Raw genomic sequence first — 16,793 nt, 5'->3', positions numbered from 1 at the left:
GAAGTTTCACCCGTTCCGCAGCGTGGCGTCGTCCTCTGGTTTGGGTCCGCACGCCAGGAAGGCCCGTGGGCACGGCCTGTAAGTGCAGGGCTCATTACGCCGTGCCGCCCGTGGACGGTCGTGGGTGTGCGCCGGGGCGCACGCTCCATCGTTCGGATGACCGCGGCCCGACCGAGGGCCGTGGGCCGGGCTGGCCTGCCAAGGTAGGGCCCGGACAATCCAACTAATTTTGCTCGGGTTGTGACGGAGTGCTGGCTATCGGGTGGTGAGCGACGCCCTCACCGTCGGGACCGAAAGCCTGTGGATGTTGCCGCCTGCACGGGATCATCAGGGGAGCGCAGATGGACGTGACGGCTGTGATCGTGGCCGCCTCGCGGGCTGTCGAGACCGGCGGTGACCATCCGCTGTTCGAGGACGACTTCGCTGCGGAGTTCGTCCGTGCCGCGGGTCTGTCTGAGGTTTTTCCGGTCAGCTACGCACAGATCGGGCAACGCGACGACGCCGAGAAGCTGCGGGCACTCGCGCGCCACACCGCGTTGCGCACCCGGTTCCTGGACGACTACTTCGCCGAGTTCGGGCTGAGCCAGGCGGTGATCCTGGCGGCGGGGCTGGACACCCGGGCATTCCGGCTCGCGTGGCCCGCGGGGTGCACCGTATTCGAACTTGATCACGGCTCGGTGCTCGACTTCAAGCAGGAGGTGCTCGACGATGCGGATGCGTGCGCGAGGTGCGACCGGCGCCTGGTGCCGGTCGATCTGCGGACGGACTGGGGCGGCGCGCTCGTTCGAGGCGGGTTCGATCCGGAGCAGCCCACGGCGTGGCTGGCCGAGGGCCTGTTGCCTTTTCTCCCGCCGGCCGCAGAGTCGCGTTTGCTGGACCGGATGCATGAACTGTCGGCGGTCGGCAGTTCGGTAGCGGTGTGGGCGATGGCGGGGGATATCCGGGGCGCTGACGAGACCGTGCGTTCGACGATCGCTGACTTCGGGATTGACATCAATCGGATCACGAATACCGAGGAACGCCGTGACGCCCGGGCGCACCTGGCGTCGCTCGGCTGGACGGTGACGGAATCCACCGTGGACGAACTGGGTGAACGCTACCGCCGTCCGCAGCGGAATCTCCCGGCCACCTTCTTCACCGCGCAACTGGCGTAAGGCCGATGCGGGCGAACCGGGAAGGACGAGACAGGGAATCATGGAAATGCCGAACATCGGTCGGCCGCTGACGCACGCGGCGCAGGCCCACCCGACTTCCACGCTGCGCTACTGCTCCGAAACAGGCGTGCGGCAGAGCGGCTACGCGGAACTGCTGGACGAGGCACTGCGCGTGCTGAGCGGCTTGCGCCGGCAGGGTCTGCGCCCGAAGGACAACGTCCTGGTGCTCCTGGACGAAGTGGGAGCCTTCCTTCCGACCTTCTGGGCATGCGTGCTCGGCGGCTTCGTCCCGTGCCCGCTCCCGCCGGGCACCAAGGACGCCGACCGGGACCTGCACAAGCACATGCACGAACTGCTGGGCCAGCCCCTGCTCGTGGCTGGTGAGCGGCTCCCTCTGCCGGGCGTCCGAATCGCCACATTCGAGGAGTTGGTGCGCCACGAGCCGGCGGTCGGCACGTACGACGCCGGTCCGGACGATGTCGCCGCCCTGGTGCCGACCTCCGGATCGACCGGCCTGCCCAAGGCGGTGATGCTCACCCACGGCAACCTCACGGCATCGATGGCCGCCAAGAACGGGTTCCACCGGTTGACGCCCGCGGACGTCACGCTCAACTGGATCGGCTTCGACCACGTCGCCGCGCTCCTGGAATGCCATCTGCTGCCCGTCTTCGCCGGGGCGTCGCAGGTGCACGTGTCGCCGTCGGCGATCCTCGACGAACCCCTCGACTTCCTGCGCCTGATCGCCCGGCACCAGGTGACCGCTACGTTCACCCCGAACTTCCTGCTTGGTCTGCTCAATTCGGACCGGTACCAGCTCCCCGCGGACGTCGACCTCTCCTGCCTGCGGCACATCGTCAGCGGCGGCGAAGCCGTGCCCTGCGCGACCGGAACCGCGTTCCTGGAGAAGTTCGGGCTGCCCCGCGGCGTGCTGTGGCCCGCATTCGGCATGACCGAGACCTGCGCGGGAAGCATCTACTCGCGCGACTTCCCCGACGCGGACCAGGGGCAGGAGTTCGCCGCGGTGGGCCGTCCCGTGGAGAACCTGGACATGCGGATCTCCGACGCGGGTGAGCTGCAGCTCCGCGGGCCCATGATCACGCCCGGCTATTACCGAAACGAGGAGGCCACGCGCGCTGCGTTCACGGAAGACGGGTGGCTGCGCACCGGCGACATCGGTCGGATCGACGACGGGCGACTCACGCTGCTCGGCCGGAACAAGGACAGCATCATCGTCAACGGCGTCAACTACTACAGCCATGACATCGAAACGGCGCTGCACCAGCTCGACGGCGTCGCCCCGTCGCACGTCGCCGCGTTCCCGACCAGGCCACCGGGCAGCGACACGGAGCAACTCGTCATCGCCTTTCACCCGACCACCGACGACGACCGGAAGCTGTTTAGCCTGCTGACCGCCGTCCGCAGCACCGTCGTCATGCACTGGGCGTTCCGGCCCGCGCTCGTCATCCCCCTTCCCCGCGAGGAGTTCGCCAAGAACAGCCTCGGGAAGATCTCCCGGTCGAAGTTGCGCTCCAGGCTGGAGGCCGGCGAGTTTACCGACGCCATCGCCCGCACCTCAGACCTGGTACGACGCCACCAGGGCGATTACTCGCCGCCGCGCACGCCGGCCGAGGAAGCCCTCGTCGAGATCTACGCCGACCTGTTCGACATGAAGCCGGACGAAATCAGCGCTACCGCCGACTTCTTCGACCTCGGCGGCACATCGCTGGACCTGCTCCGGCTGCGCAGCGCCGTCAGCACTCGTCTCGACGTGCCGGACGTCGAGACCAGCACGCTGCTGACCGCGCCAACCGTACGCGCGCTCGCCGCAAGCATCACCGGTGAAGCACGGGGCTACGACCCCGTCGTGCCGCTGCGTGACGACGGCGACAAGGCACCACTCTTCTGCGTGCACCCCGGCGCGGGTGAAGTGCTCGCGCTCCTGGACCTAAGCCGGTACTTCGCCGGCGACCGGCCCTTTTGCGCACTGCGTGCCCGGGGCTTCAACGAGGGCGAGACACCGTTCGCGACGCACGCCGAGATGCTCGCTGCCTACACCGAAGCGATCCAGGCCCGCCAGCCGCACGGCCCGTACGCACTCGCCGGCTACTCGTCCGGCAGCATCGTCGCCTTCGCCATCGCACAGGAGCTGCAATCCCGCGGCGAACAGGTGGCGTTCTTCGGCGCCATCGACTTCCCGCCGCTGCTGCGCCCGCTCCTGCCCGGCCTCGACTTCTCCGTGACGATCTCCGTGCTGGCCCTCTTCCTCGGCCTGATCACACCGGAGCAGTCACAGACGCTGCCCGCCAAGCTGCGCGGCCTGCCGGCCCGGGATCAACTCGCCGAGGTGATCGGCTCGGCCTCGGAGCGGAGGCTGCAGGAATTGGACATGGACCTGAAGAAGTTCACGGACTGGATGACTCTCGCCGAGACCCTGAAGGCGGTCCGGGCCGAATACGATCCAAGCGGGACCGTTCCGGAGATCACCGTTTTCCACGGCGCCGAGCCTCCGCCGCTGCCGATGTTCGACGACATGCCCACCAACGACGCCAAGGCGCTCTGGCTCGACCTCCTGCAAGACTGGGACAAGTTCTCCGACCAGCCCGTCCGGTACCTCCAGGTCCCCGGCGAGCACCACATGCTCACCACACGACCGCACGTGGTCACGCTGCAGGCCCGGCTACGCCGGGAGATCGACAGGTGTCTGGGCGACGCATCTCCGCCCTGACCTCCGACCCGCGGCGGGGTCTATCCCGGTATGCGCCACGCGTTCGTGCCCGCGCCCACCGGTGAGGGCAGTGCCGGTGATGTTCTGGTTGTCCGGCCCGACCTGATGGGCGACCGTAGCGGCGACGCCGCCCGCGGCCATGAAACGGCGCCGGGTTCACATCGGTATCGATCGATCCGGAATGTACGACGTGAACCGTCTTCGGCCACGGTGAGTTTCCGCCCTTCCACTGACCGTTGCCGCGTGAAACGATTGTGACATCGGCACAGCCCGACGGGAGGCGAACCGGGGGTGGACGAGGCGTTACGGATCGCCGTCTTGCGGATCCATGCGGGGCCGGACCACGAGGCGGACGAGTTGACTACGCTGGCGCGCCGCCTGCGCCGGGAACTGCTCGAACTGGACGTGGCCGGAGTGGATCCAGCGACCACGGCGGACGCGCCGGCCGGTGCCAAGGGCGTTGACGTGGTGGCCGGCACCCTGGTGGTCGCACTTGGCACCGCCGGACTGCGAGCGGTCGTGGACCTCGTACGGCTGTGGTCGAAGCGCAACGACGCGCGCTCCGTCGAGATCACCGTCGACGGCGACTCGCTTAAGGTGACCGGCCACTCCACCGATCAGGAGAAGTCGCTGATCGACGACTTCTTCGCCCGCCGCGATGCGCGGCCCTGAGCGGCAGTCCGGCCGCCGCTCGGCCCTCCTGATCGGCACGGGTACGTACGACGACCCGGAATTCGCGCCGCTGCGCTCTCCGGCGGCCGACGTGAACCTCATGGGCGGCGTCCTCGGGACGCCCGCGATCGGCGGCTTCACGGTGACCACGCTCGTCGACCGGCCCGTCGGAGAACTGCGCGCCGAGGTTGAGGAGTTCCTCGCCGGGCGGGCCCCCGACGAGACCGTCCTCGTCTACTTCTCCGGCCACGGCATGCTCGACCCGTCCGGCTGGCTGTACCTCGCCACCCGCGACACCGCACACAACCGGCTGGCGTCCACCGCGCTCGAAGCGCCGTGGCTGGTCCGGCGGATGGACGACTGCCGCGCCGGACAGCAGATACTCATCCTCGACTGCTGCTACTCCGGCGGCTTCGCCCAGGGCACGAAGGGAGCGGCCGACGAGCGGCTGCCCATGAGCCAGCTCCGCTCGCAGGGCCACGGCAGGGCGGTGCTGGCGGCCTCCCGGCGCGGGCAGCGCGCCTACGAGGACGCTTCCCCGGCAGGTGAGGCGGCCCCGTCCGTGTTCACCGCCGCGCTGGCCGAGGGGCTGCGTACCGGCGGGGCGGACACCGAGGGCAGGGGCCGGGTGGAGGTGTACGAGGCGTTCCGGTTCGCCGAGGACCGCGTACGGGAGCGGGATCCGCGCCAGACCCCGCAACTGACGCTGGAGCGCTTCGAGTCGGACATCTGGCTCGCCCGCACACCCGCGCCGCTGCCCGGCGATGTACGTGCCGCGTCGGCGGTGGCGGGTCCGCTGCCGGTTACCGCCGCCCCGGAAGCCGCGCCCCGGGCGGGCAGCCCATCGGGCTTACGCGCCCTGGGTCGGCAGGGCGGGGGCGCGGTGTCCGCGGAAGTCGGCAAGAGACTGGCGCAGGGCGTATTGGCCACATGTGAGAAGGCCCACGGCAACCGGTCGCTGGACAGGCCGATTGAGGTGCGGTGGGAGCGGTCAAAGCTTCGCGTCGCCAGCGAGCACCCGGCTGGCACTCCCGCGGGTCACAGCCAGTCGTACGTACGCCTCTGGCCTACTCGCCGCGCCGCCGCGGACCGCGAGGGCAGCATGAGCGAAGGCACCATTCATGACCTGTTCGACGCGTGGGTCGAGGTGAATTCCGGTCGGGTCGTCGTGCTGGGCGAGCGCGGCAGCGGCAAGTCCGATGCTGCGCTCCTCACCGTGATGCGCGCCCTGGAGGCGTGGGACGGGATGTCCGACAAAGAGCGTGCCCACTGCCCGGTACCAGTGCTGCTGAGCATCGTCGGCTGGGAGGGTGGCACGTTGAACGATTGGGTTGCCCGCAGGATCGCTGCCGACAACGGTATCGGGAGCGAGGAGGCGGGCAAGTTGGTCGACGAAGGCTGGATCATGCTGTTCGTGGACGGCCTCGACGAGATAGACAAACGGCTGCGCGCAGAGGCCATCAAACAGCTCGACCTCGCCCGCTACCCGTTGCTGGTCTTCTCCCGCCCCGACGAGTATGCGGAGGCGGTAAAGTATGGGCATCTAAAATACGCCGTCGCCTTTGATTTGGTGAAGGTGGCGACGGACGACGCAGTGAACTTTCTGAACAGCCTGAATCAGCGGCCGAAACGGCTGATCGCCCATCTGGAGAAAAATCCGCAGAGCAAGGTCTCCGAGGCGCTCACCAAGCCGCTGAACCTGGCAATGGTGCGCGACGCCTTCCCGCCGGGGCGCATCGACGCTCTGAACGACATGCTCGACGAGCCCTTCGCCGACTCGAATGCCGTCGAGGAGTACTTGCTTGACCGCCTGGTGAGGATCCGCTACGAGGAGAACAAGACGGCTGCGTACCCCCCGGAGGGGGCTGAACGGTGGCTGGCGCACCTGGCGAGAGAGATGTACGAAAGCAAGACGTACAGCTTCGACTGGCGGCGCCTCCACCACGTCTGGGACTGGGTGTCGCCGTGGTCGCGTATCGCCATGGCGGGCCTTGCGGGCCTGCTCGTCTCGGTGCCGGGCGGCATGCTGGCCTTCGGCCCCGGCGGGTTCATCGCCTTCGACGGCAGAACGGGGGTGGGGTTCGGGGCGCTACTCGGCGTCATCGTGGGCACGTCGGTCGGCTGCATGGTGGGACTTGTCTCGGAACTGCGCGACCCAGTACCGGGCTGGGGCCTACCCCGCCGCTCCGGCACCGCGGACACGTGGCGGCAGGTCAACTGGGGGGCGGGCGGGCTGGTCGCTCTCGTGATCGGCACGTCGGTCGGCGGCAACAGGTTCGGTGTGGCGGGAGCCCTCGCATCCGGCCTCCTCACGGGCACCGTGGCCGCCTTCGCCGCAGGGGGCGTCAAAGCGGCGCCGGGGTGGACCTTCTGGGCCCGGTGGGAGGGCATGTACCGCTTGCCGGTGCTGGCCGCGGGAGCGGTTGGCGGGATGTGCATCGGCACGCTGAACTGGCTGAACCCCGACGGTCTGGACCCCGGCTACGGTGCGCTGAGCGGGTTCTCCTTCGCGATCGTTGTCGTCCTCATGATCGGGGCGGCCCGCCCCGCATCCGTGAAGAAGGCGGTCACCGACCCGCACACCTCGTGGGAACGGGAGCGCCGTTACGGGTTGGTGAGCGGGTCGGTCTTCGGCTTCAGCCTCGCCCTAGCCTTCGCCGTGGGCAATGTCATCACCGAGGACGCCAGCGCCTGGAGGGTGCCATTCGTCACCCTCGGCGCCGGCCTGCCGTTCGGCACCGCCGCCCTCGTCGCCATCTCCGACCACTGGCGCACCACGCTGCTCTTCCTCCAGTTGCGGCGGCGCGGCACGTTCCCGCTGCTCGGCATGAAGTTCCTCCACGACGCGTACAAAGTGCGCCGCGTACTGCGCGCCGAGGGGCCGCACTACGGGTTCCGACACTCGACGCTGCGGGACAGCCTCGCCCATAAGTACGAATCGGAGGCGGCCACACCACCGCCCCCGGGCCCGGGCACCCGGGTCCTTCCGCAGTGGCACACGCCCCGCGAAGAGCCCATCTAGAGTACGGGCCCGCGCGGGATCCGGCCGTCAGGGCCCGGATCTTCGCGTGGGACCGGTTGACGGGCTGCTGACCTGTGGAGAGCTTCTCAGCGAGGGAGCCGGGCAGGAGCACGCAGCCGAGCGCCCCACCGCGGAGGTGGAGGAGGTCTTCGGCCTGGCCGACGCGATCGGACCGCGGTGGCGGCTGATGGTCCTCCTCGGCGCATTCGCCTCGATGCGCCCGGAGGAACTCGCGGAGTTGCGTCGCAAGGACGTCGATCAGGATCGGGGATCCGTCTGGGTGACCCGCGCGGCACCCGAGCTGACGACGGGTGAGCGGGTGATCGGAGACCCCAAATCCCGTGCGGGCAAACGGGAGATCATCCTGCCCGAGTTCCTGCACCTGGACGTGAAACGGCACCTGGACTGGTACGCCGAGAAAGGCCCGGAGGGGCTGGTGTTCGTCGGCGAGCGCGGCGCACCCCTGCGGCGGAGCACCTTCGGGCGCAAGTTCCGCAAGGCCCGCGTTCAGGTCGGCCTGCCGGATGACTACCGGTTCTACGATCTGCGGCACACCGGCAACACCCTCGCGGCCGACACCGGGGCCAAGCTCAAGGACCTCATGGTCCGCGCCGGCCAGTCCACCGAGCGGGCCCAGCTCGTCTATCAGCACTCCAAGAGCAAGCACCAGCAGCGCATCGCCCACGCGATGCACCGTGATGTCCTGCGGCAACGCGGTTCGGCAGCCGGGCAGGGCGGGGGCAGGCAGACGCGAGCGACTGTCCGCCCACTCTTCGCCGACCGTGAGGTGGCTGAGGCACAGCAAGGGGCTGCGGATGAGAAGCAAGCCTGACCTCTGACCGGTGGCCCGGGGCGACTTGTGTCGGCCCGGGCTTTGCCTTTGCATCGACGCGATGGATTCCCCACGTATGTGACGCAGGCCACATAAATTGCGTCTCACGATGCGAGACGATTGGCAGTCGTATTTGCCGTGAGGGCCTTGCGGTATTCAAATCCGTGCGTTATCCGGGCACTTATGGCACGCGAATGGCACGCGGCTCTCAATTGGTCCAGACAACTAATAATCCCCAGGTCGCTGACGTGGGGATTTGATATGGAGCGGGCGACGGGAATCGAACCCGCGCTCTGAGCTTGGGAAGCTCATGTTCTACCATTAAACTACGCCCGCGCAGCGCCCCTGCGGGGCGCTTCACCGCTGCCACTCTACCGTATGTGCGCCCCTCGGCGAGGCCGTCGGGGGGCCTCGTGGTGTTGCGGGGTGGAGGGGCGGGGTGGGGGCGGGAGTTGGGGTTACGGTGGTGCGGTGGGGGGTGTGGGGGTGGGGGGTTGGTCCCGTAGTGTGGCTTTTGTTGCGTTACGGGAAGGAGTCTGATGGAGTCCACCGTCGTCCGATGTGCCGAAGGGCACGTCTTCAGTACCACCTCGCTCCCGATGCAGAACGTCGGCGCCGCCCGGCGGATCGGGTCCGGCGGGCTCGTACGGTGTCCGCGCTGTGCGCGGTTGCGGAACGTCGTGCCGGTGGGGAAGGGCGAGGCGCGGTAGCCGGGAGGGCAGCCGGTAGGGTCGGGGCGTGCTGCTCTCTGACAAGGACATCCGGACCGAGGTCGACGCCGGGCGGGTACGGATCGAGCCCTTCGACGACGTGATGATCCAGCCGTCCAGCGTGGACGTACGCCTCGACCGCTACTTCCGGGTCTTCGAGAACCACCGCTACCCCCACATCGACCCCGCCGTCGAGCAGAGCGACCTCACGCGGCTCGTGGAGCCCGAGGGCGACGAGTGCTTCATCCTGCACCCCGGGGAGTTCGTGCTGGCCTCCACATACGAGGTCATCTCCCTGCCCGACGACATCGCCTCCCGGTTGGAGGGCAAGTCCAGCCTCGGGCGGCTCGGGTTGCTCACGCACTCCACCGCCGGGTTCATCGACCCCGGGTTCAGCGGGCACGTGACGCTGGAGCTGTCCAACGTCGCGACGCTGCCCATCAAGTTGTGGCCGGGCATGAAGATCGGGCAGCTGTGCATGTTCCGGCTCAGCTCACCCGCCGAGCATCCCTACGGGTCCGCCAAGTACGGCTCCCGTTATCAGGGGCAGCGCGGGCCGACGCCGTCGCGGTCGTATCTGAACTTCCACCGTACGAGCATCTGACGACCCGCCTCAGAGGGTGCCCAGTTTGATCAGCGCCAGCAGCGCCACCAGCTGAATCGAGCACGCCCCCAGCGCCCGCGGCCACGGCAGGTCGTGCGACTTGCTCACCATCGACGTCAGCAGCACCCCCGCAGCCAGCCACGTCAGCCAGCCCACGCCCTGCGCGAAAGCGTCCTCGCCGCCGATGAACATCGCCACCACCAGCCGCGGTGCGTCCGTGACCGCCACGATCAGCATCGCCAGGCCCACCGTGGGGGCCAGCGCGCCCGCGCCGCCCAGCTGGCGGGCGAGGGTGTGCGTGACCGTGCCCATGACCAGGCCGCTGAGCGTGACCGCGACGCCCGTGGCGATGACCCACGGGATGCTCGCGGAGATCGTCGAGTTGAGCACCTCGTCGCGCGCCTGCTCCAGGCCGAAGACGGCGAGCAGGCCGTAGAGGAAGCTGACGGTCAGCGCGGGGCCCCACATGCTGTGGTCCCGCATCTGCCAGAAGGTGCGGTTCGGGTGGAAGACGATGCCGCGGAGCAGGTCCTTCCAGTGCAGCCGCGGGCCTGCGGGCGGGGCCGCCGACTGGCCGGCGCGGTAGACCCGGCCGTCGTCGTAGCGCCCGTCGTCGAAGCGGTCGTCGTGGCGCCCGTCGTCGTACGGGCCGTAGGCGTCCGGCGCCGCGCCGATGCCGTACGGCTGGGTGTTGCCGGGGCGGTCGGCGGCGTACGGGTCGTGGCCGCCGCCGTAGTACTCGGGCCCCGGGCCGCGACCGCCCTGGGGCTGCTGCCACTGGCCGCCGCCGTGCGGGCGCTGCCCCTGCCCCTGCCCGTGTCCGTACGGCGGTGGCGGGGGACCCCCGTACTGCGGGCCCTGCGGGCGCCCCTGCTGCCGGCCGTCGTGGGACTGGCGTCCCCGGCCCCTTCTGAAACCTGCCACGCAATCGAACGTACCTGGTCTCGCGCGCCGAGGTCACCGGTGCCCGGGAATACGGGGGACCTTTGTGGCCAAGACGCCACTTCCCGTAGGGGATCCGCCCTACGGGAGCCAGGGCCCGGACCGGGGAGGTCCGGGCCCTGGCCGTTCGTGCGGCGGCCGTACGTCCGCCTCAGCCGGCGGACTCGCGGAGGGACTACTCCGCGATCGTCTCCGGGAACCGCGCGTTCGACCCGTTCGCGCCCACCGACGCCCCGTTGAACGTCCACGACCCGTCCGCCGTCAGCCCGCCGCTACGGGCCTGCAGCACCCACGCGTACCCCTGCCCGGCGTTCTCGCCCGGGGCGCCCGCGATCAGGCCCGCCCGGCCGTCCCGGTTCGCGTCGTGCAGCCGCACGTCGGAGCCGAAGAGGTCGCCGGCCTCCGCGGCGCCCGGGACGCCTGCGGTGTCCTGGTTGACGTGCTGCACCCGGCTCGTGGTCAGCCCGTCGGCGGAGCCGCGCAGCAGCCACACCGCGCCGGCGTCGTCGGCGGCGCCGATGGCCTCGCCCTCGGCGCCGACCGCCAGGTCGGGGTACCCGTCCCCGTCGACGTCCCCGAGCGAGACGTCGCTGCCGAAGCGGTCCTCCAGCTCGTACGTCCCGGGGACGCCCGCGCTGCCCTGCTCCCACACCTCGGGCCGCCCCGCGCCGGGCCCGCCCGCGGCCCCGTACCAGACCTCGACGGCACCGCCGGACAGGTCCCACTCGCCGTGCTCCAGCACCGTGGGGTCGCCGACCGCGAGGTCGTCGGCGCCGTCCTGGTCGACGTCGCCGGCGACGCCGACGGGCCCGCCGGCGAACTCCGTACGCGTATAGCCCTCCGGGCCGCCGCCCTTCAGGTACAGGGAGTGGCCCTCCAGGTTCTCCAGGGACCACTTCGTGCCGGTGACGACGAGGTCGTCGGCGCCGTCGCCCTCGAAGTCGCCGGCGACCAGGCCGGTGGGCGTGAAGCCCTGCGGGAAGTCACCGAGCGGGTTGCCTTCCTGCGTACGGGCTGCGGGCGTACGGGCCCCGGAGGTACGGGCCGCGGGGGTACGGGCCGCGCCCCAGCCCCCGTACAGCTCGACGTGGTCCTGCGCGAGGATCGCCAGCGCCGTCGAGCCGTCGCGGAACCAGTCGCCCGCCGCCAGCCCGGTCGCGTGCCCGTTGCCCTCGATCAGGGAGGCGGGCCGCAGGCCCGTCGCGCCACTGCCGGACAGGCCGCCGGACGAGCCGTACAGGACGGCGGCGTAGCCGGTGTCCGCGACGCCGCCGAGGTCCTCGCCGGTGCTGCCGACGGCGAGGTCGGCGTACCCGTCGCGGTCGAAGTCGGCGGAGGTGAGGGTGGCGCCGAAGGCGTCGCCGGCCTCGGGGGAGCCGGGGACGCCGGCGGTGGACTGGCTGACGACCTTGCGGTCGGCGGTGTCGAGCCCGCCGGCGGAGCCGTAGAGCACGGCGACGTAGCCGGCACGCCGGACGCCGTTCACGGTGCCGGAGGGGGCGGCGACGACGAGGTCGCGGTAGCCGTCGCCGTTGAAGTCGTCGTGGTACTTCGCCGCGGCGGCGGCTTCGGCGGGCGCTGCGGAGGCCGGCGCGGCGCCGCCCGTGAGGGCGGCGCCGGCGACGATGGCCAGAGAGGCCGCTAAGGCGGCTGCGGCTGCGGCTGTGGCTGCGGCCGTGGGCGTACGGCGGCTGTGCGGCATGTCGGGCTCCTGAACGTCGATGCGATGGGGTTCTGCAACTCAGTGGGCCTCTCACCCTGTGAGACACCTGACGTTCACCCGGGGTTGTACGAACAGGCCGCCTTTCATGCGCCTTTCAGTCGACTTGTTGCGTAATGCACGCAGTTGCCGGGATTCAGCAAGTCACTCCGCGCCCGCCAGGTAGTGACCCGCGTCCTCGCCCGCGAACCCGGCCCCGAACAGCGCGCCCGCGTCCGTCCCCGCTCCCTCGACGCTGTCCGGGCCGAGCGTCACCGACCCCGTCGCCGTCAGCCCGCCCGCGGCGCCGCGCAGCGACCAGATCGCGCCCGTCCCGTTCTCGTCCGGCGCGCCCACCGCCAGCTCCGCCCGCCCGTCGTCCGTGACGTCCTGGAACGCCACCGCCGCGCCGAACCGGTCCCCGGCCTCCGCCACGCCCTTCACGCCTGCCGTGTCCTGGTTGAACGACTGCGCGCCGTCGGCCGTCAGCCCGCCGGAGCCGCCCTTGAGGAGCACCACGGAACCCGCCGCCCCCTTGCTGCCGATGGCCTCGTACGGCACGCCCACGGCGAGGTCGGCGAAGCCGTCGCCGTTCGCGTCGCCCGCGGCGAGCCGGGCGCCGAACTGGTCGCCGCCCTCGCTGCCGCCGGGCACGCCGGCGGTGTCCTGGGTGAAGGTCTTGCGCCGGGTCTCGCTGGGGCCGTTCGCGGTGCCGTAGACGACCTTGACCGTGCCCTCGTCGTACGGGAAGTCCTCGACGCTCGCGCCGATCGAGCGGTACGCGAGGTCGCCCCGGCCGTCGCCGTCGAAGTCGCCGATCGTCGGCGAACCGCCGTTGGGCAGCGTGGCGTCGTCGTCGCCTCGCGTCAGCCCGTCGGGGCCGCCCTTCCAGAACCAGCCGCCCTCGGCGTTGCCCTGGTAGCTGAAGTACGCCACGAGGTCGTCGGCGCCGTCCCCCGTGATGTCGCCGACCGCCACGCCGTCGAGGCTGTCCTCCGGCTTCATCTCGACGAGCGCGCTCTCGCGCGCGGGCGCGCCTTCGCGGGTGAACGGGCCGTAGAGCACGCTGTATGCCTCGCCGCTGGCGCCGCCGGAGTTGGGCACCAGCAGGTCGCCCGCGCCGTCGCCGTCGAAGTCGCCGGCGTGCAGGTCGTGTCCGAGGCCGCCGCCCCCGGGCACCTGTACGTGCGTGGCGCCGGCGCCGGTCAGGCCGCCCTCGCGGCCCCACAGGACGGTGACGGAGCCGGTCCAGTTCCCGTCCTCGGCGCGGGCGGCGACGGCGAGGTCGGTGAGCCCGTCGCCGTCGAGGTCGCGGGCGGCGAGCCGGTTGCCGAAGCGGTCGTCCGCGCCGGGGTCGCCGGGGACGCCGGCGGTGGCCTGGCTGAAGACGGTGGACGACGCGGCGCCGACGCCGTCCGCGGAGCCGTAGCTGACGAGGACGTAACCGGCCCGTGTGTGGCCGCCGGCGGTGCCGCCGGGGGCGCCGGTGGCGAGGTCGGCGTAGCCGTCGCCGTCGAAGTCGGCCCGTACGGTACGGGCTTCGGCGCCGGCCGCGTCGGCCGACACCGCACGCTCCCCGCCCGCGCCCGTGCCGCCGTCCGAGTCCTCCGCCCCCGTCGCCTGGGCGGTGACGGCCGCCGCGCCGGCTGTGGCGAGGCAGGCGGCGAGGGCGGCGAGGGTGCGGATGCGCATGGGGGGTCCTTCCGGTGGTGGCGGTCTGGTGACGCTCGTGCGTCGGGTTGTGTTCACTCCCGCGTCATACGACGCGCCTCGCCCCGCGATGGTTGTACCAACGGTTGCGCCAATACGCCCACGGCCGGCCCCGCATGGTCACGGGACCGGCCGCCGTGGGGGGTTGCTCGTGGTGTCCCCGTGGTGCGTACCGCTCGTCGTACTGCCTCGCCGTACCGCTCGTACCGCTTCGCCGTACCGCCGCCTCGCCGTACTACGTCGCCGGCTGCGGCTCCGGCTCGCTCTCCGCCGCCGCGGCGCCGTCCGCGGGCGGATTCTCCGCCGGCGTCTTCACCGAGTCCAGCAGGACCTGCGCCACGTCCACGACGGCCAGCGACTCCTTCGCCGCTCCCGCGTTCTTCTTGCCGTTTACGGAGTCCGTAAGCATCACGAGGCAGAAAGGGCACGCGGTGGACAGAATGTCCGGGTCCAGCGACAGCGCCTCGTCCACGCGCTCGTCGTTGATCCGCTTGCCGATGCGCTCCTCCATCCACATGCGGGCGCCGCCGGCGCCGCAGCAGAAGCCGCGCTCCTTGTGCCGGTGCATCTCCTCGTTCCGTACGCCCGGGACCTTGGCGATGATCTCGCGCGGGGGCGTGTAGACCTTGTTGTGCCGGCCCAGGTAGCAGGGGTCGTGGTACGTGATGATCCCCTCGACCGGCGTCACCGGGACCAGCCGGCCCTCGTCCACGAGGTGCTGGAGCAGCTGCGTGTGGTGGACGACCTCGTAGTGGCCGCCGAGCTGCGGGTACTCGTTGGCGATGGTGTTGAAGCAGTGCGGGCAGGTGGCGACGATCTTCTTCTTCGCCTTCTCGACCGTCACGCCCTCTTCTTCATCCTCGCCGAACGCCATGTTGAGCATCGCGACGTTCTCCTCGCCCAGCTGCTGGAAGAGGAACTCGTTGCCCAGGCGCCGCGGCGAGTCGCCGGTGCACTTCTCGTCGCCGCCCATGATCGCGAACTTCACGCCGGCGATGTGCAGCAGCTCCGCGAACGCCTTGGTGGTCTTCTTCGCCCGGTCCTCCAACGCGCCCGCGCAGCCGACCCAGTACAGATAGTCGACCTCGGAGAGGTCCTCGACGTCCTTGCCGACGACCGGGATCTCGATGCCCGTCTCCGCCGCCAGCTCCTTCGTCCACTCCAGCCGCTGCTTCTTGGCGAGCCCCCAGGGGTTGCCCTTCTTCTCCAGGTTCTTCAGCATCGTGCCCGCCTCGGACGGGAACGAGCTCTCGATCATCACCTGGTAGCGGCGCATGTCGACGATGTGGTCGACGTGCTCGATGTCCACGGGGCACTGCTCGACGCACGCACCGCAGGTGGTGCAGGACCACAGCACGTCGGGGTCGATGACACCCTGCTCCGCCGCGGTGCCGATCAGCGCCCGCTCCGCCTCGGCGAGCGCGTCCGCCGGGACGTCCGCGAGCTGCTCCGCGGTCGCCTTCTCCTCGCCCTCGGCCGACTTGCCGCCGCCGGCGAGCAGGTACGGGGCCTTGGCGGCGGCGTGCTCGCGCAGCGCCATGACGAGCAGCTTGGGCGACAGCGGCTTGCCGGTGTTCCAGGCCGGGCACTGCGACTGGCAGCGGCCGCACTCCGTACAGGTGGAGAAGTCGAGGATGCCCTTCCAGGAGAAGTGCTCGACCTGGCTGACGCCGAAGACGGTCTCCTCGCCGTCCTCGTCGTCGAAGACGGTCTCGAAGTCGATCGGCTTGCCGTCGGAGACCATCGGCTGCAGCGGGCCGAGGGCGACCGCGCCGTCGGCGTTGCGCTTGAACCAGATGTTGGGGAAGGCGAGGAAGCGGTGCCAGGCCACGCCCATCGTGGTGTTGAGGCCGAGGACGGTCGCCCAGATGAAGGAGACCGAGATCTTGATCATCGCGACGAGGTAGACGAGGTTCTGTACGGAGCCGGTGTCCATTCCGTCGACCGCGGCCGTGATCGGGTACGACACGAAGTACCCGGCCTCGTACGAATCGACGTGGTGCAGCGCGCCCTCCAGCCCGCGCAGCAGGAGGATGCAGACGCCGATGACGAGGATGACGTACTCGACGAAGTACGCCTGCCACATCGTGGAGCCCGTGAAGCGGGACTTGCGGCCGGCCTTCGACGGCAGGCTCAGCTGCCGGATCGCGATGAGCGTGAGGATGCCCAGCGTGGTCATCAGCGCGATGAACTCCACGAACAGCTCGTACGGGAGCCAGTCGCCGAGCACCGGCAGCAGCCAGTCGGCCTGGAACAGCTGCCCGAAGGCGTTGACGAGCGTCAGTACCAGGGTGAGGAAGCCGATGGCGACGAACCAGTGCGCGAAGCCGATGACGCCCCAGCGGTTCATCCGGGTGTGGCCGAGGAACTCCTTGGCCAGGGTGACGCTGCGCGCGACCGGGTCGTCCGTGCGGCTGCCGGCGGGGACCGGCTTGCCGAGGCGGACGAAGCCGACGATCTGCCCGACGGCGCGAGCGAAGAGCGCGACGCCGACCGCGGTGATCACCAGCGATACGACGATGGCGGCGAGCTGCATGGAGGGCTCCTCGGCCTGTCTGCTGCGTTTCTACTGCTCTACTGCGTTGGTCCCGGTCTACTGCGTTGGTCCTGGCTTACCCGGCTTCTACTAAGCGGTAACTTACCGCTCCCCGGCCCGAGCGTACCCGGGTGTCCCGGGCCTGAAGAAGCCGCCCGGCCGGTGACGTGCGTCGCGCCTCCGGTGC

At 70.4% G+C, this 16,793-nt stretch carries 10 protein-coding genes, 1 tRNA gene and 1 pseudogene; 7 read left to right on the top strand and 5 right to left on the bottom strand.

The window, feature by feature from the left end:
• Window positions 1-341 precede the first annotated feature (341 nt).
• The 5 genes and pseudogenes from T328_RS19710 to T328_RS19690 form a co-directional block, all read left to right on the top strand.
• Window positions 342-1,154, top strand: coding sequence for an SAM-dependent methyltransferase (locus tag T328_RS19710; RefSeq protein WP_496497405.1), 813 nt, complete (start codon window positions 342-344; stop codon window positions 1,152-1,154).
• A 46-nt stretch (window positions 1,155-1,200) separates the two neighbouring features.
• Window positions 1,201-3,879 (top strand): AMP-binding protein, encoded by a 2,679-nt coding sequence (locus tag T328_RS19705; RefSeq protein ID WP_496497404.1) that lies wholly within the window; start codon window positions 1,201-1,203, stop codon window positions 3,877-3,879.
• Between the two features lie 318 nt (window positions 3,880-4,197).
• Complete coding sequence (locus T328_RS19700; protein WP_496497403.1) at window positions 4,198-4,551, top strand: hypothetical protein; 354 nt, start codon at window positions 4,198-4,200, stop codon at window positions 4,549-4,551.
• Window positions 4,538-7,573: a caspase, EACC1-associated type gene (locus T328_RS19695; protein WP_496497402.1), complete on the top strand. Its 3,036-nt coding sequence runs from the start codon at window positions 4,538-4,540 to the stop codon at window positions 7,571-7,573. The genes T328_RS19700 and T328_RS19695 overlap by 14 nt, the downstream gene beginning before the upstream one ends.
• 91 nt (window positions 7,574-7,664) lie before the next feature.
• A pseudogene (locus T328_RS19690) lies at window positions 7,665-8,405 on the top strand (tyrosine-type recombinase/integrase); the annotation flags it as partial.
• A gap of 262 nt (window positions 8,406-8,667) precedes the next feature.
• On the opposite strand, the gene T328_RS19685 reads toward T328_RS19690, so the two are convergent.
• Window positions 8,668-8,741 (bottom strand) — tRNA-Gly (locus tag T328_RS19685).
• A gap of 203 nt (window positions 8,742-8,944) precedes the next feature.
• Here T328_RS19685 and T328_RS19680 point away from each other — a divergent pair.
• Together T328_RS19680 and dcd are read left to right on the top strand one after the other, a co-directional pair.
• On the top strand, window positions 8,945-9,115 hold the full coding sequence (locus T328_RS19680; RefSeq protein ID WP_496497401.1) for a hypothetical protein: 171 nt from the start codon (window positions 8,945-8,947) through the stop codon (window positions 9,113-9,115).
• 28 nt (window positions 9,116-9,143) lie between these two features.
• Window positions 9,144-9,719 (top strand): dCTP deaminase, encoded by a 576-nt coding sequence (gene dcd, locus T328_RS19675; protein WP_496497400.1) that lies wholly within the window; start codon window positions 9,144-9,146, stop codon window positions 9,717-9,719.
• Between the two features lie 9 nt (window positions 9,720-9,728).
• Here dcd and T328_RS19670 read toward each other — a convergent pair whose 3' ends face one another.
• From T328_RS19670 to T328_RS19655, 4 genes are all read right to left on the bottom strand, one after another.
• Window positions 9,729-10,643 carry a Yip1 family protein gene (locus T328_RS19670; RefSeq protein ID WP_496497399.1) on the bottom strand — a complete coding sequence of 305 codons (915 nt, stop codon included), beginning with the start codon at window positions 10,641-10,643 and terminating at the stop codon, window positions 9,729-9,731.
• A gap of 193 nt (window positions 10,644-10,836) precedes the next feature.
• Window positions 10,837-12,363, bottom strand: coding sequence for an integrin alpha (locus T328_RS19665; protein ID WP_496497398.1), 1,527 nt, complete (start codon window positions 12,361-12,363; stop codon window positions 10,837-10,839).
• A 162-nt stretch (window positions 12,364-12,525) separates the two neighbouring features.
• A complete protein-coding gene (locus tag T328_RS19660; protein ID WP_496497397.1) occupies window positions 12,526-14,052 on the bottom strand; it encodes an FG-GAP repeat protein in 1,527 nt (508 codons plus the stop codon).
• A gap of 253 nt (window positions 14,053-14,305) precedes the next feature.
• Complete coding sequence (locus T328_RS19655; RefSeq protein ID WP_496497396.1) at window positions 14,306-16,606, bottom strand: heterodisulfide reductase-related iron-sulfur binding cluster; 2,301 nt, start codon at window positions 16,604-16,606, stop codon at window positions 14,306-14,308.
• Between the last annotated feature and the right edge of the window lie 187 nt (window positions 16,607-16,793).

This window comes from Streptomyces sp. CNX435, assembly GCF_059570575.1.
Note: the sequence above shows the minus strand (reverse complement) of the source record. Positions and strands in the feature narration are given on the sequence as shown.